The following is a 22,281-nucleotide window of genomic DNA, read 5'->3' on the forward strand; positions in this document are numbered from 1 at the left end:
TGAATTCATGCTTATGTTATTTGCGGTTTTGCTCGGCACGTTCTACGATCATATCGGCGAATTCCTCAGCCTGACCTTGAATCGCAATCGGGTCGAAGTACCAGTAACGGTCTTCCAGCAATTCGTACACCTGATTGTTTTTCACAGCCGGCAGGGATTGCCAGATGGAGTCGCCTTGGTAATTTTTATTGTTCTCTCCAACGGTTAAGAAGATATGATCCCCTGCATAATCACCAACAACTTCACGCGAAATCTCTTTCCATTGGGTATCACCCATCAGTTCCTTTTTGGTGATTTCGAGTGGGGCAAGTTGCAAAGCACTGTAGACCGCTTGTCCGCCTCGACCAAAATTGTCTCCATATCCATAATAACTTTTGTCGGATACTTCAAGGATGGAGAAGGTTTCCTCCGGTTTAATGACGGTTTTCACCTTAGCGCGAGCAGCTTCAATCCGTTCATCGTACGTTTTCAGCCAAGCTTCGGCTGCTTCGGATTTGTTCATCAGTTCTCCGAATCCCCGGATTTCGTCATGCACATTGGTGAATGTACCATACGGGATGACCACGGTAGGTGCGATTTTTTTATAACTTTCAATCTCTTCGGCTTGATCAGAGTAGGTAATGATCAGATCCGGGTTCAAGGCAACAACCTTCTCCATGGATACCGCCGCCCGATCACCAATACTCTCTATGCCCGCCACCTGCTCGGCATAGAACGGGTTCTCCAAATAATATTGAACAGCCCCAACGGGTTTCACACCCAGTGCAAGCAGATCACTTACGTACATATCGGTAACGATCCGTTTCGGTTCAGCCGGAATTTCAACATCCCCGCTTAATGACTTGTAGATTCGCGTAGCATTTGAATTATCCGAACCGGACGACGTGTCTGTGTTAGTCTCGGTAGAGCCTGTTGTCGTTTCAGTTCCCGCTGCCGATGTCTGTTCAGTGGCAGTCGAGCCTGTTCCGCTGCTGCAAGCAGCCAGGATCATAATGATGGCGAGCATAAGCAGCAAGCCGGAAAAGCGTTTTTTTGCAGCAAACATATTCTTGTTCCCCCTGTGTTTAATCAATAATGATTATTATTCTCATTAATAACATAGAGGAAGACGTGATATTTGTACATGGACAACTATGATCAATACTGCATGGACAATTATGATGTGAGGTGACGCATGATATGCTGCAACTGCTCCATAACAGACAAGGGATCGAATCCATAGAACATGTCGGCATCAATCTCGTATACACGTCCTTCACGAACGGCGGAGAGAGTGCCCCAAGATTCCTGATTCAGCAGGTTATCCAGCATTTCTCGTTCGGCAGGTTCCTCAGGGTAGGCAACAAACATGTGATCTGCTGCATATAAGTGAATCTCGGACAACGGAACATGAACGTACCCCGTAAGTAACTGTCCATCCTGTTCCATCCGTGACGGTGGAGTGAAGCCGAGTGATTGATACAGCACATGAGAAGCTCTGCCCCAGCCATGACCGTAGATATAAGCCCCGTCTTCTCCAATCATAAACATGCAAACGGCGGACCCTCGTGTTCCTTCTATCTGTTGGTCCAACGTATGATTGGCTTCTTGCTCAAGTTGATGATATTTATCTAACAACGCTTGTGCATTGGACTCAAGCCCAGTAATTCGGCCGAGATGAAGAAGCTGCTCCTGCCAATCAAGTTCCTCAAAGGGCATCAGAATGGTCGGTGCGATCAGACGTAGTTCATCAGAAGCGGGATGTGGTGCATAACCGATAATGACATCAGGATGAGCATTCGCAATCAGCTCTGGATGTTTAACCAGCTCATATTCGGAATGTTGCTCAAATTGTTCATGACCAGGTTCACCACGTTTTTCTTCCATCCAGCTGGCTACGGCGCCCATGTGGGGAGTGTGGCCCAGTGCCAGAAGTGAGGCCGTATAGTTGTAAGTCAAAGATACAATCTTTTTGGGCATTTTCCGGTAGTGTGTTGGTGCTGATCCAACCATCTGTTTGAATTTGCGGCTCAGATAAAAGGTGTCCCTGTAGCCTGTCAGTTGTGCAATCTCCTGTAGCGTAGGGTTCGCGAACAACAGATGCTCCTGAGCCATCCTGATTCTGAGACGAGTCACATATTCAACAAACGTAAGACCTGTGTGTTTCTTGAACTCCCGTGAAAAATGCTCAGGACTCACATTTGCATCCCGTGCCAATTGTTCTCGGGTTAACGGATGGGTATACATCTGATGGATATGTCTGAGCACGGCATCGAGCCAGGAGTGATCTTCATGAGCAGAATGAGCCACATGATCCCGCAAAATATCCAGTAAGTCATAGAAAAGCATATGTGGCCTGAATGGACTGAAATCATGGCCTTTCGAACTTGCTTGAACCAGCTCTACTGCCCTATCGGTGAGAGTACGACTCGCAATGGGAGCTGGTATCCCGAAAGGCCAGAAAAGCTGTTCATTTTCAGTGGAATCAAAAGCAATAGCAATGCCCTGTACTGGCGACAGGGAGCCGCGCTTGTTCTCGTGCTGAAGCAGGCTTCCAGCTTGTCGAACGACTGCACAGCCTGCATTTAATGTCAGTTTACCCTCTGCACTGATCAGCCTGGCCTGGCCAGCAGTAATGACATATAGCACATGAAGAGTGCTCCACATCTCATCTATGCGGGAGAATGCCTCGCGGTCGTGAATCTGCACCAGATGGCGCAGCTTGAACAGGACATCAGGGATGGACTGAACTTTCTGCAAGGGAACTGGGTGCGACAGCGATTTTTTAGGATAAGTTGGTTTGGATGTATGCATTAAATAACCGTCTCCTTACATAGGTAGCAAGGGCATCATTCCTCTTATGCCCTTCGTATACTGGCGGAATTCTCGAATCTGAACTATTATGCAGTATATACTATAAACGAAGTGACGGGGATGGACAGATTGAGCATTTTATATTTTTCTGTGGAAAATGGATAAAGTGGTTGAAATCGCTATCAACACCGACTATAATGAAAATGTCGAAACGTTTCAATCTGACGTTTGCTACCCGTTTCATTGTGTTAGGCAATAACGGTTCATAGGACGCCAGATTGAAAGACGCGTCATAACCATCATTATTTGTATACATTGGAATGAGGAACATTAACAGTGGTACCCTAAGGATGGAGACAAGGATTTTTTTTGAGAATACCTCGAAACGTTTCGATTGATAGCTATACCATTGCTATGTAAAATGATTAATGAACGATTGTATAGGATGTAGTGGTTGTTAAGACCATGTACCGTATAAAATGTAGATAACCTTAGAATTTGTTCTAGTTTAGAAGGAGCGAACGTGGAATGGCAACGATTAAGGATGTGGCAAAGCTCGCAGGTGTAGCACTCTCGACTGCTTCCTATGCGCTGAGCGGGGATAGCAAGGTTAGTGCCAAGACCAAGGCTAAAGTGCTTGAGGCAGCACGAGAACTGAATTACCGCAAGAACGGCTTTGCCATGGACCTGAAACGGAGCCGGACAAACACGATCGCTTTGATCCTGACCGATCTGTCGGGCCCATATTACTCGGAGTTGATCCGTAGTGTACAGGATGTAGCCCTCGCGAATGGGTATGACCTGATTGCGTGCAGCTCCATGGGTGGACGGGATTCAACGGCAGTACGATTTTTGCGTGAAAAAAGAGTAGATGGAGCCATCATCCTGGCGCATAACATTCATGATGATATTCTGGTAGAATCTGCCGGTCATCGTTTTCCGATCATTGTGATGGATCGTCAGCTGTCGAGTGACCATTTGGTCAACGTGCTGGTGGATGGAGAGCAGGGCGGTTACCTTGCAACCCGCCACCTGATTCAGGCAGGACATCAGAAGATTGCTTATATCAGTGGCCCATCCAACTCGTATGACAACGCGCTCCGTTACCAAGGGTATCTGCGAGCGATGCGGGAAGCGGGACTTGAAGAAAAGTCCAAATGGCGACTGAACGGTAACTTTGTGCGTGAGGGCGGATACAGTGCAACCAAGATGATGATCATGCAGGGCGAGCTTCCCTCAGCGGTATTTTACGGTAACGATGAGATGGCGATTGGCGGCCTGAAGGCATTGGAAGAGCGCGGTGTATCGGTGCCGAATGACATTTCCGTGATCGGTTTTGACGATATTCAGTTGTCCGAATATGTGCATCCACCGCTGACAACGATACGCCAGCCGAAGCATGAAGCCGGGTCGCTCGCCGGACATCTGTTATTCCAGATGCTCAATGGCGAAGCGGTTGACTCTTCATATACGTTAACGATTAATATGATCGAGCGCAGCTCTGTACGTTCAGTTTAGACCGAATCTGAACAACAAAGAACTGCCCGCATGCTGAAGTAAAAGTTTAATGATGGGGTTATCGTCCGGACGGGCTGTAAAAAGCCGGTTTGAAGAGGCCCCTATTCTTTTTCAGATTCATCGAAACGTTTCGATTTTAACTAATTCAAGGAGTGAACCTTATGACAACGATGATTAATGAACCGATCCGGTTAAGTGCCGGAGAGTTATCCTTTACTTTTTTGAACAGTGGAGACCTGTACCAAGCTACATCCGGTACAACGATGTTGAACCAGTTGCTCAGCAACCAGATTGATGGATCTTTGAACAACCTGTACCTGCGTGTGCATGAGGGAGAGAAAATCAGCTCGTTCCCGTTGCTCGGTGTACGTTCGAACAGCAAGGTGATTACAAGCAAAGCACAGTCCAGCAACCAGTTGATCTGGGAGGGTACAGTCCAGCTCGAAAGCAGTGAACAGGGCATTGGCTACCAGGTTGTATTTACGGCTACAACGCAAGGTGTCTGGTTCTGGGATGTGAAGCTCACAGGACAACAACATAACGTAGACGTGGTGTACGGACAGGATGTAGGTCTTGCTGATCCAGGTGCGGTACGCAGTAATGAAGCTTATCTGTCACAATACATTGACCATACGGTGTTTGAAGATGAAGCGAAAGGTTATGTCGTTTGTTCCCGTCAAAACCAGCCTCAGGGCGGCGCATTTCCATATATGCAACAAGGTTCCCTGACCAAAGCAGTTGGTTATTCCACAGACGGATTCCAATTCTTCGGTTTGTCGTACAAGGAAACCAATCAACCAGAGAGCCTGAATCGCCCAACGTTGGCAAATGAGACCTATCAGTATGAATTTGCCTACACGGCATTGCAATCTGAGATGTTGAATCTGAACGGAGAAGCTCAGGTGGTCTTCTATGGACTGGCGAAGCCTAATCATGCCGAAGGAATCTCTGCACTGGAATTCGGAGATGAAGTTACCGCAGCATGGAATGAAGTACAGGCTCTGACTGTGGAGAATGGCGATACGTTGGAACAGGTGAAACTGTCCTCCTTCCTGGGTGAACCGCTGGTTACACTCGATCTGACACAAGATGAGATTCATGATCTGTTCCCTGATCGTCATCAGGAAGAACACAGTGGTGAGAAACTGTTATCCTTCTTCACAGGCAGCTATGAGCATATCGTTCTGAAAGCAAAAGAATTGCTCGTAGAGCGTCCGCACGGTCACATTCTGATGAGTGGTGGCAACGTGCAACTTGGAGCACAGGTTATTACGACGACATCGTATATGTACGGTATTTTCAACTCACAGCTCGTTATTGGTAATACCAATTTTAATAAAATGATCAGTAATGCCCGCAATGCATTAAACGTGCCGAAAACGGCGGGACAACGCATCTATGTGGAAATGGACGGACAATATCGCCTGCTGACGATGCCTTCCCTGTTCGAAATTGGCTTCAACTATGTACGTTGGATCTACAAAACGGCATCCGATACGATCATCGTGACGAACTATACAGGGGCACACACCACCGAAGTGAGCATGAACGTACGCTCCACAAGTGGCACAGCATACCGTTACTTGGTAACAAACCAGATTACGATGAATGTGAATGAATACGAGTATCCACTGCATATGACGCAGGATGGCGATACATTGATCTTCAAGGCCGATCCACAAGCGATTAGTGCAGGAACATATCCGGATCTGCAATACCGCATGTCCGTGGATGGAGCAGCTGTGAATGTAGGGGACGAAACGTTGCTGGCAAGTGGTATCCGCAGTGGTTCCGCATCTATGGTAACGCTTAGTCTGGAAGCAAGTGCTGAATGGACGCTGAAGGTACAAGGGGTATTGGAAGGTCAAGCGGACAGCGGAGTGGTAGCAGGTTCAAGTCTGACGTTTGAAGAGGAAGTGCAGTTATATCGCGAGTTCTTCGCAGGTGTGATGAACGGATTCCGTTTGTCCCGTGGCGAAGGTCAGAGTGCAGAGGATCTGTTCAAAGTAAATGCGCTGGCTTGGTGGTACACCCACAACATGCTGGTTCACTACTCTGTGCCTCACGGTTTGGAGCAGTATGGCGGCGCGGCTTGGGGTACACGGGATGTGTGCCAAGGTCCGGTGGAGTACTTTATGGCAACGCAAAAATATGAGCAAGTTCGCGATATCATCAAAATGGTTTATACCCACCAATATGAAGATGATGGCAACTGGCCGCAATGGTTCATGTTTGATAAATACTTTGCAATTCAACAGGAAGAGAGTCATGGCGACATCATCGTATGGCCGCTGAAAGTGCTGGCGGATTACCTGACAGCGACTCGCGATTATGCGATTCTGGATGAGAAAGTACCTTATACCGTCAAGCATAGCTTCGGGTTCACGGAAGAGACGGCAACGGTACTGGATCACGCGAAAAAAGAGATCGAATATATCCGTTCGCACTTCCTGCACGATACGTTCCTGTCTTCCTACGGAGATGGCGACTGGGATGATACGCTCCAACCAGCCAATGCACAGCTGAAGCAATACATGGTGAGCAGTTGGACGGTGGCATTGACGTATCAGTCCGTGAATGTGCTCTCGCAAGCGCTGAAATTCAAGGATGCAGACTTTGCACAGGAGCTTGACGTGCTGGCTCAAGGCATTCGTGAGGACTTTAACCGTTACATGCTGGGCACAGACGTGATTCCAGGCTTTGTGTACATGGAAGAAGCCAACCAAGCGAAGCTGATGCTTCATCCAACGGACACAGAGACAGGCATTCAATATCGCCTGTTGCCAATGACGCGCAGCATGATCGGTGAATTGCTGAATGCGGAGCAAGCAGAATCACATTACGCATTGATCCGTGAACAGTTCCTGTGCCCGGATGGCGTACGTCTGATGAATCGTCCGGCTCAATATGCTGGCGGTGTAAGCACACACTTCAAACGTGCAGAGCAAGCATCCAACTTTGGACGTGAGATTGGTTTGCAATATGTACACGCCCATATCCGTTACGTAGAAGCGATGGCGAAGCTGGGCAAGACAGATCAGGTGTGGAATGGTCTCGCGATGATCAACCCGGTTGGTATCGGTGAGGTGGTACCTAACGCGGAGATTCGCCAAGCAAACTCGTACTTCAGTAGTTCAGACGGCAAGTTTAATACACGTTACGAGGCTCAGGAGCATTTTGACCAGCTTCGTAAAGGGACTGTACAAGTGAAAGGCGGATGGAGAATCTACTCCAGCGGCCCTGGAATCTACATGAACCAGCTGATCTCCAATGCGCTTGGCATTCGTCAAGAGGGCGGCGATCTGGTCATTGACCCGGTATTGCCAGCTGAGCTGAACGGCATGCAATTCGAATTCGAGTATGCGGGTGAGCCGGTGACGTTTATCTATCACTTGAACGAAGGTGCTGTGAGCCGTGTAACGGTGAACGGCAAGGACATTCGTACCGAGCGTACAGCGAACCGTTACCGTCAGGGCGGTGTAAGCATCTCGCTGGATGAGTTCAGACAAGCACGCAGTGCAACTGAGCGTACGGTTGTTGATATTTATATGTAATTTCATAACATGATGTACACCAAGGTCATCCTCCTTTATTCAAGGCGGGATGGCCTTTTTGGCATATACTCATGATTGCTCACCGCAGCGGAACCGCCAGCAACGTATGTAACAGCTCATTATGCCGTACATGTTTTGTGACGTAGCCCTGTTTTTCCAGCCAGCGACATAGCTCATCCAGCAGAGGGAAGTGACGCTCGCGCAAGGCACGCAGCTGTTCCTCGTGTCCTGTCGTTTCAGCCTGGCGAATACAGTTTTCACGGTGAGTCGCATCAACAAACATCAGATCCGTTAGACCGATACGTCCGCGCGAGGTTAATACCCGCTGCATCTCCTGTAAGGCCAGTAGTTGCTGGTCTGGACTCAGATGATGGAAAGCAAAGCTGGATACAACAAAGTCGAAGGAATGATCGGTAAAAGGCAGCGCCAGAAAATTACCAAGTTTCACATGCATCTCGGGATATTTGGTGCGGCATCTGCGCAGCATCTCCCGGGATTGGTCGATTGCAGTCATGTCTGCGCCGTGTTGTAGCAGTTTCCCAGCCAGATTACCTGTGCCTGTACCAATATCGAGTCCTTTCTCACCAAGAGCGGGAGAGATCCAATGAGCTGTCTGTTCGAGCGCTTCGTCATAGTTGTGATACAGATAAAAGGAAGACTGTACCGTATCATTGGAGTCGCTCGGCGTGGAATGATCTGTATCCTGGTGTGGATGTGAAACTTCATTCTCATCGCTTATAGGCGAGGCATTGGCCGAATGATGCCTGCCCTCTGAATTGGAATGTTCAGTACTGACTCTGCCTTCTGCCTGCACTCGCTGATCATGGATGGCTGCCTGGGTGTCATAATTCCACCGATCATGCCAGTTCTGCCGTGCTTCACGCAGACGCCGCGCACTGTCCGCAAGGTCGTGCAGATGGCTGACATCCAGCGGTCCGTCCTGACGATTCAGGTCAATCATACGCTGGGTTGTATCCATCATACGTTTCAACTCAATCCACTGGGCATACATGACGGCCTGTTGCAGCTCAAGGTATTCTTCCAGCCGCTGCTGGTTTCCCTGATCAATCTCTCCGAGCGCATGTGTAATATCCTGTAGCGACATGCCAATCTCACGTAGCGCAGCAATGGTCTGAAGCCGCCAGATATCATTCTCAGTGTATGTACGATACCCGTTACTGGACTGTTTGGCGGGTAGAATTAACCCTTTTTCTTCATAAAAACGAATGGCTCTCGCCGATATACCAAGCCTGCTTGCTGCCTCTTTGATATTCATCATGCATCCCCTCCTTATCGAACCAGTATAAACTATGACGTTAGGGCAAGGTTAAGTGATTATTTCATTTTGCTAAAAGGTTCAATATCGAGCGGAATTTTAGTCAAAGCTGAGGCTATGCTACAATATATAGAACAAAAAACTTAAATAGTGAAGTAAACGAACAATGTCTTCCTATTCCTAAGTTTCTCAACGTTCTTAACTCTCTTAACTTTCCCGACGTTGTAACGTACAGCGTTGTCGACTATAGCACGAAAGGTTGAATCATTATGCTTACCAGCCATACATTTACGATTCGTCCATCCGAGATTAAAGATGCGGCCCAGCTAATGGAGTTGGATGCCCTGGTATGGGACAAATACACCTCTCCTGCACCGATGCATTGGCGTTCCAGACAGCACTATCTGCAGCATTGCCCGCCAGGCAGTCAATTGATTGCAGTGCAGGGAGAGCGGGTATGTGGTTATGTTGGCTTTCAGCCAGCCACAGGTATGCCGGTCAACCGTCATGTCTACGAAATTCATATTGCAGTTCACCCTCATGATCGGCGTTGTGGCATTGCTACAGCATTGATGGATGCCATCAAGCAGCATGCGGCCCAACAAGGCGTTCGTAAGCTCAGGCTGCGTGTGCTCTCCAGCAATCCGAGAGCGATTACGTTTTATACACAGTGTGGATTTGTGACGGAAGGCAGGTTGGTATCCGAGTTTTATATCGGCGGCAAGTATGTGGACGATATTCTTATGGGTTATTTTATCCAGACCAAATAGAAACGTAGCTGAGGAGGAGGAACAACGATGGACATGGGACTTCAAGGTAAAAAAGCACTGGTGCTGGCTTCCAGTCGAGGGCTGGGCAAAGCGGTAGCCGCTCAATTGGCAGCAGAAGGTGCTGACGTCATGCTCGCCAGCCGGAGCGAAGAAAAGCTCGCAGCAGTGAAGCAGGAGCTTCTGGCGCTTGGTGGTGGCGGACGTGTGGAGTATTGTGCAACCGATGTAACACGCAAGGAAGATATTGAGGCTCTAATTCACAAGACAGCGGAGCTGTTTGGGCAGATTGATATTCTGGTGAACAATTCGGGTGGCCCGCCATCGGGTTCATTTGAATCACTGACGGATGAAGATTGGGAACGGGCATTTGAATTAAATGTGCTCAGCTATGTAAGGCTGATTCGTGGTGCACTTCCTTATATGAAAGAACGCGGAGGACACATTGTCAATATCGCTTCAACTTCGGTGAAACAGCCCATTCCGGGTCTGGTGTTGTCCAATACGTTCCGTACCGGCGTGTTTGGATTGGCGAAGACCTTGTCTCAAGAGCTGGCTCCATACGGAATTTTGATCAACACGGTAGCGCCGGGGCGTATTGCAACAGACCGCATTCGTGAGCTGGATGCAGCACGGGCAGAGCAGAACGGAATTAGTGAGGAAGAGGTATCTGACCAATTCCGTAAAGAGATTCCACTAGGACGTTACGGTCAACCGGAGGAGTTTGCCAAAGCGGTGGTCTTCCTGTTATCCGGGGCCAATACGTATATTACCGGAACCTCATTGATCGTGGATGGTGGCATGGTCCGAGCCCTATAAAAGTCATGAATACAATAAAATACCCTCTGTCACCACATTCCGTGGAGATAGAGGGTATTTATTTTATTCCGATATGTTGGGAGAGATCACTCCGATTCATTATGTAGGCGAATTAGCGCAAGAGTTCCCATTCATGCTGAAGCATGCCGTACACTGCATGATTAACGTAACCTTTAGGCAGCTTTTCTGCCTGACGAATGACACCTTCGAGAACAAATCCGAGTCTTTCAGGGATGGCGCGACTCCGTTTGTTGTTTGTTGCCGAGCGAATCTCGACGCGATTTAGATCCAGTGTGACTAGTGCATAATCAACCAGAACGCGACAAGCACTTGTCATCAAGCCCTGACCCTCAAAACCTTTGCCAAGCCAATATCCTATGCTTACCGAGCGGTTAGTCCAGTTAATTTCGTGGAATCCGATGACGCCTGCGAGATCGCCTTTTAACCACACGCCTGCGGTGAAGCCGCCATTTTCAGCACCTTGTTTTAATGCGTTAGTAATGAAGTTTGAGGTGTGTTCCACTTCTGTCACATGATCCACCCACGGCAACCAATGTCTCAGTTGATCCCGCGAGCGATCCGTCAGTTCAAACAGCGGTTTGGTATGTTCCATGGCCAGTGGCCGAAGTTCGGTATATTCATCCAATGAATAGGTAAACATGAATGCAACCTTCTTTCTTTGTATAGTATGGGTTTATTTTGTAGTGGATTAACGGGAAGTCTTGGGTAACTTTTGCTCCAGTGCAAACAGGTCTTCTTCCATTGAGGCCATGCGTTGATTAACCGTTGTGCGCGCGTCACGGAGTGCCTGATTATATATGTAGGGAGCCAGCTGTGTCATGAACAGGTCGAGGACACCCCAAGCGGCCAGATCGCCGAGTTCTTCGCCACGTTCCTCTTCGAAATACGACTGAATGGTGCGAATGGCTTCATCCTGCTGTTCTTTGGTCAGTTTAAGCGAGTTCAATGGAATGGGAAACCCTCCCTTTAATTTGATTTTACTATCATGCTACATGATTCGAGCGAACCCGTCAAAATGGTTTTGGGCCTATTTATGCACGGCTGTACCTGACTTTGGTGCCTTCTTTATTGAACTCCTCCCCCGTTAAAGGTATATTTAAATGAAACGCGTTGCAATTACTGAAAGTTCCAATCAATTCATGAAAGGTTTGATACCTGTGGACAATCGTACAACCCCACCTAACTTTATCAAAAATATTATTACCGAAGATCTCCGGTCTGGGAAAGTCCAGGAAGTTATTACCCGTTTTCCTCCGGAACCGAACGGTTATCTGCATATCGGCCATGCCAAGGCGATCTGGATTAACTTTACGCTGGGCGGCGAATTTGGCGGCAAAACGAATCTGCGCTTTGATGACACGAATCCGGTCAAGGAAGATGTAGAGTACGTTCAATCCATTCAGGAAGACGTGAAATGGCTCGGATACGAGTGGAACGAGAAACGTTTTGCCTCGGATTATTTTGATGAGATGTACAACCGTGCGATCTTGTTAATTAAAAAAGGTAAAGCTTACATCGACGACCAAAGCGCCGACGAAATCCGTGCAATGCGCGGAACGCTGACGGAGCCGGGTAAGAACAGCCCGTACCGTGATCGTTCGGTGGAAGAGAACCTCGACCTGTTCACACGTATGCGTGCAGGCGAATTCAAGAACGGAGAGAAAGTGCTGCGTGCCAAGATCGATATGTCTGCACCGAATATCAACCTTCGCGATCCGGTGATCTACCGGATTTCACATGCACACCATCATAACACGGGCGACAAATGGTGTATCTATCCGATGTACGCCTTTGCTCACCCGCTTGAAGATGCGATTGAAGGTGTAACGCATTCCCTCTGTTCCTTGGAGTTTGAGGATCAACGTCCATTCTACGATTGGGTTATTGCCGAGTGTGAGATGGAGAACAAACCGCATCAATATGAATTTGGTCGCCTGAATCTGTCCCAGATGGTAACAAGCAAGCGGAAGCTGAAACTGCTTGTAGATGAAGGACATGTGGATGGATGGGATGATCCGCGCATGCCAACGATCTCGGGTCTGCGCCGCCGGGGTTATACACCGGAAGCTATTCGTGATTTTGTATATGAGACAGGCATTTCCAAAAACTATGGAGTTATCGACCTGCAAACGCTGGAGCACTTTGTACGTGAAGATTTGAAACTGAAAGCTCCACGCACGATGGCTGTCCTGCACCCACTCAAAGTGGTCATCACCAACTATCCTGAAGGACAAGTGGAATGGCTTGAAGCAGAGAACAATGTGGAGAACCCGGAGATGGGTAATCGCCAAATTCCGTTCTCCCGTGAGATTTATATTGAACAAGACGATTTCATGGAGAATCCGCCGAACAAATATTTCCGTTTGTTCCCTGGCAACGAAGTTCGTCTGAAACATGCATACTTCATCAAATGTAACGATGTGATCAAAGATGCAGAAGGCAATGTGACTGAGATTCATTGTACCTATGATGTGGAGACAAAGAGCGGCAGTGGCTTCACTGGCCGTAAAGTCAAAGGAACAATCCACTGGGTAGAAGCGACTCAAGCGGTACCTGCTGAATTCCGTCTGTATGAGCCGTTGATCCTGGATGAAGCACCGGAAGCAGAGATCGAAGTGGCAGTAGCTGGAGCTGAAACTGAGGTTGTGGAAGAGCAACCGGAGAAAACGTTCCTGGATCAACTGAACCCGAACTCTCTTGAGATTGTTAATGGGTATGTGGAGCAAGAGATGAAGGAAGCGAACGCTCAGGATAAATTCCAATTCTTCCGTCACGGTTACTTCAGTGTAGATCCGAAACATTCCGAGCCAGGACGTCCGGTATTTAACCGGGTCGTATCCCTGAAAAGCTCATTCCAACTGCCGAAGGCGTAAGGTAAAGTCAAGGCGCAGGATCAATGCTACAAGTTAGAGATATAAGCCTAACTTGTAGACTTAAATTTATAAATGTAAAAGGCGTCTCCAGGGCAACAACCCCTGAAGACGCCTTTCTCTTTACTCCACCTATGCTTAATCTTTTGTTTTGAATGTTTGAACGTTTTATTTACACTCCAACGAAGAGGACAGAACAAAGCTAGAGAAGCGAAGCGTTCGCCTTTATCCCCGGATTTTACCCTTTGAAAAGGGAATCAAAAAAATCCGGTGATAACAGCGATCGAAAGATTGTTCTGTCATCGTAGTGCTCCAGCGGGAAATTTTTCAACTTTTCAAACAAATGATTATCTGTCCTCATCCATATTACCCATCTCCGTCAATACAACTGGCTGATAGCCGTTACGTCGATTCGATAACCACATGATGCCAAATCCAACAGCGCCAATGAGCGAGAAGAATACACCAATGCTATACATGATTTCCGCACCGAAGCTCTGGAACAACCAGCCGCCGAACAGACCGGCAATCACGCCGGAGAGACCGCCCCAGGCCATCGTGTAGACCGCTTGACCGGAAGAACGATAAGGTCTTGGGATAAACAGCATAGTCAGCTGCGTACCCACATAGAAGTACCCACCGAACGTAATGGAATGCATCAACTGAATGAATACAATCTCCAGCGGGTTGTTAGCCAGTGCCATGAGCTGCCAGCGCAGTGCAAACAGCACACTGATCAGAATGAGAGATGCCAGGAGCATGCTCATTTTGCGTTTGAGCAAGCGGTCGAGCAGCAGGAATACGCCGACTTCGAGAATGGATGAGGTGAAGATGGCCCAGCCAACCATTTGTTTGTCGCCACCCATTTCTACAATATATAGTGACATAAAAGTACTGTTCATCGCATTAGGCACTGATACGAGTACACCCAGGCCGATAAATGCCATAAAATACGGATTGAACATGACTTTGCCAAACCGCCGAAAAGTAACCACGGGTGTATCCGAAGCGATTGGTTGTCTGGGTAGAAATACGGATAATACAAAGGCTGTGGCAATCATGCATGCAAATATAATGGATACACTGCCGATGCCAAAACGGTCAATGAGCGGTCCGGCAGCGACAGCAGTCAGCGCCCAACCGAGTGAACCCCAGAGCCGGAATGACCCAAATTTTTGGTTTGTACCATCGATATATCCGAGAATCAGGCTATTGGTTTGAGCAAATAATGGACTTTGAAAAAAATAAAAGAAAATCATGGCTACATAGATCCATGTATAAGTGGGCGCATAGAACACACCCTGGGCGAGCACAAATGTGCCTCCCATCATAATCATCAGAATGATGCGAATGTTGCGAGATTTATCGCTCCAGAAACCCCAGAACGGGTTAGCAAACAAGGATACAAAGGGTCCAATCGCCATGAGACTGCCAATCTCCAGTTTGGTCATGCCAATCTCTTGCAGGTAAAGCTGCAGGAATCCGGCGAAGACCGAGATGGCTCCATATATGAAAAAGTTATATAGTTTCAGAGAAACCAATGAGGGATTGCCTCTTGAAGGTGCAGGTCTGTCCAATTAAGCCATTCCTTTCAAATGCATATTGTTCAATGTATCATTTGTTGAAAGGGGATTCAATGCATAGCGAACGTTTTGAAATTGATGCAGTCAAACACATATCGTGATCTGAAGGAGGATAACAACATGAACACGAGGGAATGGACAGGCATCATATTGGCAGGAGGTTTATCCAGCCGTATGGGGACCAACAAGGCCATGCTGGAACTAAACGGTTCCCTTGTACTGCAACATGTCACGAAGGCCATGAGATCCGCCGTATCCCGTATCATCGTGGCTGCCGGACCCAATGTGACAACCTACGGTGCAATGGGCTACGACTGCGTTCAGGATCACTATCCGGGGAAGGGGCCACTCGCCGGTCTTCACGCGGCGCTGGAAGCTTCCGATACAGACTGGAATCTGGTATGCGCCTGCGATATGCCGCTCCTGCAAACGTCTTTCTTTGATGGAATAAAAAAACTGGTCGAATCACATAACTCTTATGCTGCTATCGTTCCACGCGTGGATGGACATGTCCACCCTCTTGCAGGGGCTTACCACAAACGAGTGCTCCCTGATCTGGAGCAGCGTCTGAACCAGGATCATCTTCGAGTTATGCGATGGCTTGAAGAGATCGGTTGCCTCTATGTCGAAACGGAAGAGCTTGAGAGAGTGGGCGTTCATCAAGTAGCAATGCAAATGAGTAATATGAACACGCCGGAAGAGTACGAGCGTATCCGTAATCAAGATTCTGGACTCGATTCCGATCTGTAAGATACAGGATCACCTGATGCATCTGCATGATGATTGCGATATTGAAGCGGGCTTTGGCCTGTCCAACGTTTGAATTGTCTGCTGAAATGGGACAGATGGGTGTAGCCGAGCTTCCACGCAATTTCCCCGAGCGACAGCTCTGGCTGTTCGATCAGCACTTTGGCCTCCTGCAACTTCAAACTGGACAGGTAAGCCCTGGGCGATCGCCCGTACACCTTGCGAAAGACCTGTAGACCATATCCCGGGCTGATGCCAAACGAGGATATAATCTGCTCTACTTTGACCGTGGATACACTGCTTTCCTTGGTTCGAAGCTGGGCATGGAATGCCTGCTTGATTGCCTCCGCTATAGCTCCCGCATAATGCATGGCTGTTGGAGCTGGTGCATGTGAAACAGCAACGGAAGTGGTGGACTCCGGTTCATTGTCAGCGGCTTGGGACAACAGGGCGAACAGTTCAAACATGCGTGCCTGCATGATCATTTTATCAGTGGACGTGTAGGCTTCAGATACGTTAATCATCCCTATCCAACTCTCCAGCACAACGCGCATTTTCCTATTATCAGCCGTACCTGTTGCGTAGATTTGGCTATGCTGTGACATCAGCTTCAGGGTGAAGACTGGATCATCCACATTAAAGTGAGCGCTAAAATAAGTCATGCCTTCTGTGGATACACATTGATTCGTATGTTTGAACCCGGGAGGAATGAGAAGAATGGAACCTTCCTCCACGGTATAGGTATAACCATGAATCACACTCTCCTGCGTACCTTCGATGATCAACATAATCTCAAAGCCTGGATGTGATTCCTCCGGCATCGCCCATCCATAGGGTACTTGTTGGCTGTGCGCACCATAGAATTTGATGTTACAGTCGATAATAGGTAGCCAGTTGGCCAGCGTATGGTGAGGCATTTCTCGGAGCTGTGATCGGATATCCATCATATTCACCTCGGAAAAGGGTAAAAACAACTTGCCTTGTACAATCGGCACCCGTAGTATACTTCATTATAATCAGTTTAACGCAAGCATGGATAATCCATGGAACACATCAGCGTTTGAAGTGGTTGCTGAACAATCGAAGTTCTTCAACCGATAATAATGTAAACGCTACCATTATGGATTGGAATATGTCAACTCTTGCACACGTCAAGATCATTATATTTTCCACCTAAAAAGGAGATTAAATCATGGAGAAATTATTATATGGCGTAGCTTACTATGATGAATATATGCCTTACGAAAGATTGGACAAGGACATTCAGATGATGAAGGATGCAGGGATCAACGTGGTCCGCATTGCAGAATCAACCTGGAGCACCCATGAACCGCAGAATGGTGTATTTGACTTCTCTTCCGTAGACCGTGTGCTGGATGCCATGCATGAGGCGGGGATTCAGGTTATCGTAGGAACACCAACGTATGCTGTTCCAACGTGGATGGTCAAGGAGCATCCGGACGTGCTGGCTACTACCTCACAGGGACCTGGCAAATATGGCGCAAGACAGATCATGGACATTACCCATCCAACCTATCTATTTTATGCCGAGCGGATCATCCGCAAGCTGATCTCTCGGGTAAGCACACATCCGGCGGTCATCGGTTATCAGACAGATAACGAGACGAAGCATTACAATACAGCCGGAGATAATGTCCAACTGCAATTCGTCAAATATATGCGGAACAAGTTCAGCTCCCTGGATGAGCTTAACAAGGAATTTGGCCTCGACTACTGGAGTAATCGGATCAATAGCTGGGAAGACTTCCCGTCTGTGGTAGGAACGATTAACGGCAGTCTTGGTGCTGAATTTGCCAAGTTCCAGCGGCAGCTGGTAACCAACTTTTTGGCTTGGCAAGTGGGGATCGTGAATGAATACAAACAGGAAGGACAGTTTGTTACCCAGAACTTTGACTTCGATTGGCGTGGGTATTCCTACGGCATTCAAGGGGATGTGGACCATTTTGCCGCATCGAAACCTTTTGATATCACCAGTGTGGACATCTACCATCCTTCCCAGGATGATCTGACCGGCATTGAAATTTCATTCGGCGGGGATGTGGCGCGTTCCACCAAACAATCGAACTATCTGGTGCTGGAGACCGAAGCGCAGGCGTTCTGGCATTGGGTTCCCTATCCCGGACAACTGCGTTTGCAGGCATTCAGTCATCTGGCATCAGGAGCGAACATGGTGGCCTACTGGCACTGGCATTCGTTGCATAATTCGTTTGAGACGTATTGGAAAGGATTGCTCAGTCATGATTTCGAACCGAATCCGGTGTACAACGAAGCGAAGACCATTGGCAGGGATTTTGCAAGACTGAGTCCTAAGCTTGTTAATCTGAAGAAAAAAAATCGGGTGGCGGTGCTGTTCAGCAATGAGGCCCTGACGTCCATCAAGTGGTTTGGTTTTAACTTCACCAGCGACAAGAACTACAATGACGTGGTGCGCTGGATGTACGATGAATTGTATAAAATGAACATTGGCTGTGACCTCATCGACCCATCGGTTGAGAGTTATGCGGAGTATGACGTGCTCGTTGTACCTGCTCTGTATGCTGCTTCGGATGCATTGCTGGAAAAATTGAATCAATTCGTACAGGATGGCGGACATATCGTCTACTCGTTCAAAAGCGGATTTGCAAATGAGCATATCAAGGTACGCTCTACCCGCCAGCCCGGCCTGATCAGTGAGGCATGCGGGATCAGCTATAACCTTTTTGTAGAGCCAAAACATGTCTCGCTGCGGGACGATCCATTCGAGGTTGGTCAGGAGCAGAACCAGATTCACACCTGGATGGAACTGATTACACCGACAACCGCTGAAGTACTCGCTTGGTATGATCATCCACATTGGGGTGAATATGCGGCAATTACCCAGAATGCCTATGGAAAAGGCAAAGCAACCTATGTCGGCTGTTATACCAGTTCTGCGGTGATCCGTAAGGTGTTGGAGCGTGTTATGAAAGAAGCAGGAGTTTGGGGAGCTGATCAGGAACTGGCTTTTCCTATCATTGTGAAGACGGGTGTGAACGATCAGGGGAACACGATTCGCTACTATTTCAATTATGCGGATGAGGCAACATCCTTCGTGAATGCTTATGGAGAAGGGACTGAACTTCTGGCAGGAACCCCGATTGCTGCGGGAGAGAAGATCGAACTGGAGCCATGGGGCGTACGGATTATCGAACAATAATAGGAAATAATAGATATAGGTATATAATTTGAAATTAACATTTCCAAACGAATATAAAGACCAAAGCGCCCTCGGCTTCCATGCTGGGGCGTTTGTCTATTTTAGCTCAGGAGTGGATGCGCTGTGTTTACCGAATGTTATCGGAAGCTGATAGATCCTTTCAAACGCAGCATTCGCAATAAATTGATTCTTACCATGACGCTGCTGGCCGTTCTGCCCGTCATTGCCATGACCGCTATGGCAGCCGAGAATACCCGCTCTTCCATGGAAGAGGAGATTATGGAGACCAACCGCGCCAATATGAACTGGGCCTCCATCTATCTGGGTGAACAGTTCGCTCGCATGAACAATATTATCTATTCGATTCAGATCAGTGACGAATTGCATCAGTATCTGGCGTTAAACCAGGAAGCGCCGGCAGCCAGCCGATTTGACGAACAGAAGGCCATGTTCAATATGCTGAACAGTGTATATTATTCCGCTGGCAATTATGTATTTGGCGTTGAACTGTATCTGAAGGAACTGGACACCCTGTTCACCTTCAACTCCATGGATTCCCGCATCAAAGCGGTATCGGAAATACCGGAAGGGTATCATGAGCTTTTTGCACAACATAAAGATTTTACAATTATCAATGATCCGGACGATTCGCAAAAGTTTCACATGACCCGCAGCATGAATCGCTTCGAGGATCAGGCACAGATCGGCGCCATCAGTCTGGAGGTCAAGTGGGCTGAGTTCAATCAGACCTTGGAGCTGTTGGATAGCAGGGGGGATTATGCAGTATACATCGCGGACAGTGCGGGCAGCCCGGTCTATCAGCCGAATCAAGACATCCAGCCGTCCGCTGAAGCATTGGAGAGATTGGCAGGCAGCAAAGAAAGTTCCGGTTTCATCCGTACAGCCAAGGAATACGTATTCTATCATTCCATCGAACCGTCAGGACTGCGTGTGATCAAGATTGTACCTGCCCATGTGATTAACGAGAGTGCCTTGGAAACGATGAAATACGGACTGGTTGTAGGTGGCCTGGCAACCGTCATTTCTGTGGGAATAGCTGCGCTCGTGGCCTGGCGCACATCAAAGCCCATCGTCCGACTGGCCAATTCCATGAAGGGTATTCAATTGATTAAGGACAGAGAAGTGGTACGAAGCGGCCGGGTGGATGAGATTGGTCTGTTGGAGAAAAATCTGCATGGCATGTCAAGCCGTATCCGGGAACACATTCGCGACAACTACCTGATGAATCTGGAGAAACAGACGGCGGAGCTCAAAGCACTGCAATCCCAGATCCATCCGCATTTCCTGCAAAACACACTGCAGATGATTGGCGGCATGGTCTACTCGCAAAAACCGGCAGACAGTTACAAGGTCATTCGAGCCTTGAGCGAGATGTTTCGTTATATTGTGCGAGCGCCGGATGGACTTGTCCCTCTACAGGCTGAACTGGACCAGCTGGAGCATTATATGCTGATTCAGAAGCAGCGTTTTGCCGGCAGGCTTGAATATACCCTGGAGATCACTGGGGAACTTCGGGCGTGTTATATTCCCAAGTTGTCTCTGCAACCGATTGTGGAGAACGCATTTTTACATGGTCTGGAGAAGAAGCAGGGTGAGTGGAAACTGGGCATTGAGGTCGTCTGTGAACCTACAGATGTAACGATTCGAATTCGTGATAACGGCGTGGGTATGGATGCTGAGAAACTAACGGAGATGCAGTCCAGACTGGAGCGGCTTACCCGGCAGGCTGATCGGGTGTGGAATTCAGGTACAAGTATTGGACTGGTCAATGCGGCCTCACGAATGGTAATGCATTTTGGACCTGAATATGGGATGAGCATAGAAAGTGAATACGGACAGGGGACAAGCGTTACGGTACGAATCCCCTGCAATACAGGAGGCGAAGCCTTGTGAACAAGGAACTGTACAGAGTGCTGCTGGTGGACGATGAACCGTGGAACCGGGATATTTTACGCAACCTCGGAGATTGGAATGAACTCGGTATGATCGTTGCAGGTGAGGCAGAGGATGGTGAGCAGGCCATACAACTGGTCAAGCAGCATCAGCCTCACATTATCATTACGGACATGCGCATGCCCGGTACAGACGGTGTGGAACTGTTACAGACGCTGAGCGGACAGTACCCACAGATCAAGGTGATCGTGGTGAGCGGATATGACGACTTCAATTATGCAAAACATGCGATCCGCCATCGGGCTGCAGATTATCTGCTCAAACCGGTGAATCCGGATGAACTGAATGGTGTACTTGCTAAATGTGCAAAGGAGTTGGAAAAGGTTGAATCTGCGCCTGAATCATGGGAATCGTACCCATCTTCGTTCGCAGGTGAGTTCTCCCTGTTTCAGCAGCAGGCTCGCTTGCGGTTTAATGACCTGAACGTTCAGAGTCTGCGGGAGTGGTTCCAGCAATTGCAACAGAAGCTGGAACGATGCGAGATTAACAAACCTCGGCAGCTTGGAAGGGTGGCTCATGAATTACAGGCTTTGCTGGATGAACTGTGCGTCTCCAATGGCTTGTACGAGCGGCCCGAAGCAACGGCACTACCTCCTACGGCTGCACTGGCTTCCATTGAATTCACGATCGCATGGATTTCGACTCCATACTACCAGGCTTTGGAGCAGCTGATTGCGCAGCGTAAATTCAAGAACAAGCTGAACCTGGAGGAAGTGAAGCAATATATGGAGCTGCACTGTATGGAGATGATTACCCTGGAGCAGCTCGCCCAGATCTTTTTTGTCAGCAAGGAATATCTCAGCAAGGTATTCAAGAAAGAGTACGAGGTGAATGTGACCGACTATGTTGTCCAATTACGTATGACGAGAGCGAAAGAATGGGTGATGGATGAACAGATTCCGTTCAAACATGTTGCCGAGATGGCGGGTTATGAAGATGTGTCCTACTTCTATCGTGTTTTCAAGAAACATTTCGGAGTATCACCGGGGGAGATGCGTAAGGGACTAGCACGTATGCCAGGCAATTCAGGCAGTGGCACGGAATGAGCTGTTCAAGAATGTCCTTTGGGCTGGATTAAGGTTTAAAATAATCCAATACACAAGTCTAATTTTGTCCAATGAAGCGCTTTCATTCTCTGATATATAATGAGCCTATGAAAGACA

Annotated in this window: 16 protein-coding genes; 9 read left to right on the forward strand and 7 right to left on the reverse strand. The window is 48.1% G+C overall.

Annotation, left to right across the window (positions count from 1 at the left end; all coding sequences use genetic code 11):
* Positions 1-16: 16 nt before the first annotated feature.
* Together QF049_RS25755 and QF049_RS25760 are read right to left on the reverse strand one after the other, a co-directional pair.
* Complete coding sequence (locus QF049_RS25755; protein ID WP_307541634.1) at positions 17-1,045, reverse strand: ABC transporter substrate-binding protein; 1,029 nt, start codon at positions 1,043-1,045, stop codon at positions 17-19.
* A 110-nt stretch (positions 1,046-1,155) separates the two neighbouring features.
* On the reverse strand, positions 1,156-2,793 hold the full coding sequence (locus QF049_RS25760) for an AraC family transcriptional regulator (protein ID WP_307541636.1): 1,638 nt from the start codon (positions 2,791-2,793) through the stop codon (positions 1,156-1,158).
* Between the two features lie 528 nt (positions 2,794-3,321).
* Between QF049_RS25760 and QF049_RS25765 the strand changes: the two genes are divergently transcribed.
* Together QF049_RS25765 and QF049_RS25770 are read left to right on the forward strand one after the other, a co-directional pair.
* Positions 3,322-4,311: a LacI family DNA-binding transcriptional regulator gene (locus tag QF049_RS25765; RefSeq protein WP_307541638.1), complete on the forward strand. Its 990-nt coding sequence runs from the start codon at positions 3,322-3,324 to the stop codon at positions 4,309-4,311.
* A gap of 161 nt (positions 4,312-4,472) precedes the next feature.
* A complete protein-coding gene (locus QF049_RS25770; RefSeq protein WP_307541640.1) occupies positions 4,473-7,865 on the forward strand; it encodes a GH36-type glycosyl hydrolase domain-containing protein in 3,393 nt (1,130 codons plus the stop codon).
* A 79-nt stretch (positions 7,866-7,944) separates the two neighbouring features.
* Here the strand turns inward: QF049_RS25770 and QF049_RS25775 are convergent, their stop codons facing one another.
* On the reverse strand, positions 7,945-9,144 hold the full coding sequence (locus QF049_RS25775) for a methyltransferase domain-containing protein (protein ID WP_307541642.1): 1,200 nt from the start codon (positions 9,142-9,144) through the stop codon (positions 7,945-7,947).
* Between the two features lie 266 nt (positions 9,145-9,410).
* Between QF049_RS25775 and QF049_RS25780 the strand changes: the two genes are divergently transcribed.
* Together QF049_RS25780 and QF049_RS25785 are read left to right on the forward strand one after the other, a co-directional pair.
* Positions 9,411-9,911, forward strand: a complete 501-nt coding sequence (locus tag QF049_RS25780; RefSeq protein WP_307541644.1) for a GNAT family N-acetyltransferase — start codon at positions 9,411-9,413, stop codon at positions 9,909-9,911.
* 27 nt (positions 9,912-9,938) lie between these two features.
* Complete coding sequence (locus QF049_RS25785) at positions 9,939-10,727, forward strand: SDR family oxidoreductase (protein WP_307541646.1); 789 nt, start codon at positions 9,939-9,941, stop codon at positions 10,725-10,727.
* A gap of 112 nt (positions 10,728-10,839) precedes the next feature.
* On the opposite strand, the gene QF049_RS25790 is transcribed toward QF049_RS25785, so the two are convergent.
* Together QF049_RS25790 and QF049_RS25795 are read right to left on the reverse strand one after the other, a co-directional pair.
* Positions 10,840-11,388 carry a GNAT family N-acetyltransferase gene (locus QF049_RS25790; RefSeq protein WP_124116580.1) on the reverse strand — a complete coding sequence of 183 codons (549 nt, stop codon included), beginning with the start codon at positions 11,386-11,388 and terminating at the stop codon, positions 10,840-10,842.
* 48 nt (positions 11,389-11,436) lie between these two features.
* Complete coding sequence (locus tag QF049_RS25795; RefSeq protein WP_091012850.1) at positions 11,437-11,694, reverse strand: DUF2164 domain-containing protein; 258 nt, start codon at positions 11,692-11,694, stop codon at positions 11,437-11,439.
* A 193-nt stretch (positions 11,695-11,887) separates the two neighbouring features.
* Here QF049_RS25795 and QF049_RS25800 point away from each other — a divergent pair, with 193 nt between their 5' ends.
* Positions 11,888-13,621 (forward strand): glutamine--tRNA ligase/YqeY domain fusion protein, encoded by a 1,734-nt coding sequence (locus QF049_RS25800; protein ID WP_307541648.1) that lies wholly within the window; start codon positions 11,888-11,890, stop codon positions 13,619-13,621.
* 344 nt (positions 13,622-13,965) lie between these two features.
* Here QF049_RS25800 and QF049_RS25805 read toward each other — a convergent pair whose 3' ends face one another.
* Positions 13,966-15,159, reverse strand: coding sequence for an MFS transporter (locus QF049_RS25805; RefSeq protein WP_307541650.1), 1,194 nt, complete (start codon positions 15,157-15,159; stop codon positions 13,966-13,968).
* A 162-nt stretch (positions 15,160-15,321) separates the two neighbouring features.
* On the opposite strand from QF049_RS25805, the gene mobA reads away from it, so the two are divergent.
* The gene (mobA, locus tag QF049_RS25810; protein WP_307541652.1) at positions 15,322-15,951 is read left to right on the forward strand and encodes a molybdenum cofactor guanylyltransferase; all 630 of its coding nucleotides are present in this window, start codon (positions 15,322-15,324) and stop codon (positions 15,949-15,951) included.
* Here the strand turns inward: mobA and QF049_RS25815 are convergent.
* Positions 15,921-16,865 (reverse strand): AraC family transcriptional regulator, encoded by a 945-nt coding sequence (locus tag QF049_RS25815; protein ID WP_307541653.1) that lies wholly within the window; start codon positions 16,863-16,865, stop codon positions 15,921-15,923. The genes mobA and QF049_RS25815 overlap by 31 nt on opposite strands.
* Before the next feature lie 275 nt (positions 16,866-17,140).
* On the opposite strand from QF049_RS25815, the gene QF049_RS25820 reads away from it, so the two are divergent.
* The 3 genes from QF049_RS25820 (at position 17,141) to QF049_RS25830 (ending at position 22,164) form a co-directional block, all read left to right on the forward strand.
* Complete coding sequence (locus QF049_RS25820) at positions 17,141-19,144, forward strand: beta-galactosidase (protein ID WP_307541655.1); 2,004 nt, start codon at positions 17,141-17,143, stop codon at positions 19,142-19,144.
* A 123-nt stretch (positions 19,145-19,267) separates the two neighbouring features.
* Positions 19,268-21,058, forward strand: a complete 1,791-nt coding sequence (locus QF049_RS25825) for a sensor histidine kinase (RefSeq protein WP_307541657.1) — start codon at positions 19,268-19,270, stop codon at positions 21,056-21,058.
* Complete coding sequence (locus tag QF049_RS25830) at positions 21,055-22,164, forward strand: response regulator (protein ID WP_307541660.1); 1,110 nt, start codon at positions 21,055-21,057, stop codon at positions 22,162-22,164. Before QF049_RS25825 ends, QF049_RS25830 begins: the two co-directional genes overlap by 4 nt.
* Positions 22,165-22,281: the final 117 nt, after the last annotated feature.

Origin of the sequence: Paenibacillus sp. W4I10 (assembly GCF_030816325.1) — a bacterium.
In the GTDB taxonomy this organism is placed as follows: Bacteria; Bacillota; Bacilli; order Paenibacillales; family Paenibacillaceae; genus Paenibacillus; species Paenibacillus amylolyticus_B.

Coding starts and splice junctions, on each gene's coding strand:
- QF049_RS25755 (WP_307541634.1), bottom strand. CDS start 1,045: ATGTTTGCTGCAAAAAAACGCTTTTCCGGCTTGCTGCTTATGCTCGCC.
- QF049_RS25760 (WP_307541636.1), bottom strand. CDS start 2,793: ATGCATACATCCAAACCAACTTATCCTAAAAAATCGCTGTCGCACCCA.
- QF049_RS25765 (WP_307541638.1), top strand. CDS start 3,322: ATGGCAACGATTAAGGATGTGGCAAAGCTCGCAGGTGTAGCACTCTCG.
- QF049_RS25770 (WP_307541640.1), top strand. CDS start 4,473: ATGACAACGATGATTAATGAACCGATCCGGTTAAGTGCCGGAGAGTTA.
- QF049_RS25775 (WP_307541642.1), bottom strand. CDS start 9,144: ATGATGAATATCAAAGAGGCAGCAAGCAGGCTTGGTATATCGGCGAGA.
- QF049_RS25780 (WP_307541644.1), top strand. CDS start 9,411: ATGCTTACCAGCCATACATTTACGATTCGTCCATCCGAGATTAAAGAT.
- QF049_RS25785 (WP_307541646.1), top strand. CDS start 9,939: ATGGACATGGGACTTCAAGGTAAAAAAGCACTGGTGCTGGCTTCCAGT.
- QF049_RS25790 (WP_124116580.1), bottom strand. CDS start 11,388: ATGTTTACCTATTCATTGGATGAATATACCGAACTTCGGCCACTGGCC.
- QF049_RS25800 (WP_307541648.1), top strand. CDS start 11,888: ATGAAAGGTTTGATACCTGTGGACAATCGTACAACCCCACCTAACTTT.
- mobA (WP_307541652.1), top strand. CDS start 15,322: ATGAACACGAGGGAATGGACAGGCATCATATTGGCAGGAGGTTTATCC.
- QF049_RS25815 (WP_307541653.1), bottom strand. CDS start 16,865: ATGCCTCACCATACGCTGGCCAACTGGCTACCTATTATCGACTGTAAC.
- QF049_RS25820 (WP_307541655.1), top strand. CDS start 17,141: ATGGAGAAATTATTATATGGCGTAGCTTACTATGATGAATATATGCCT.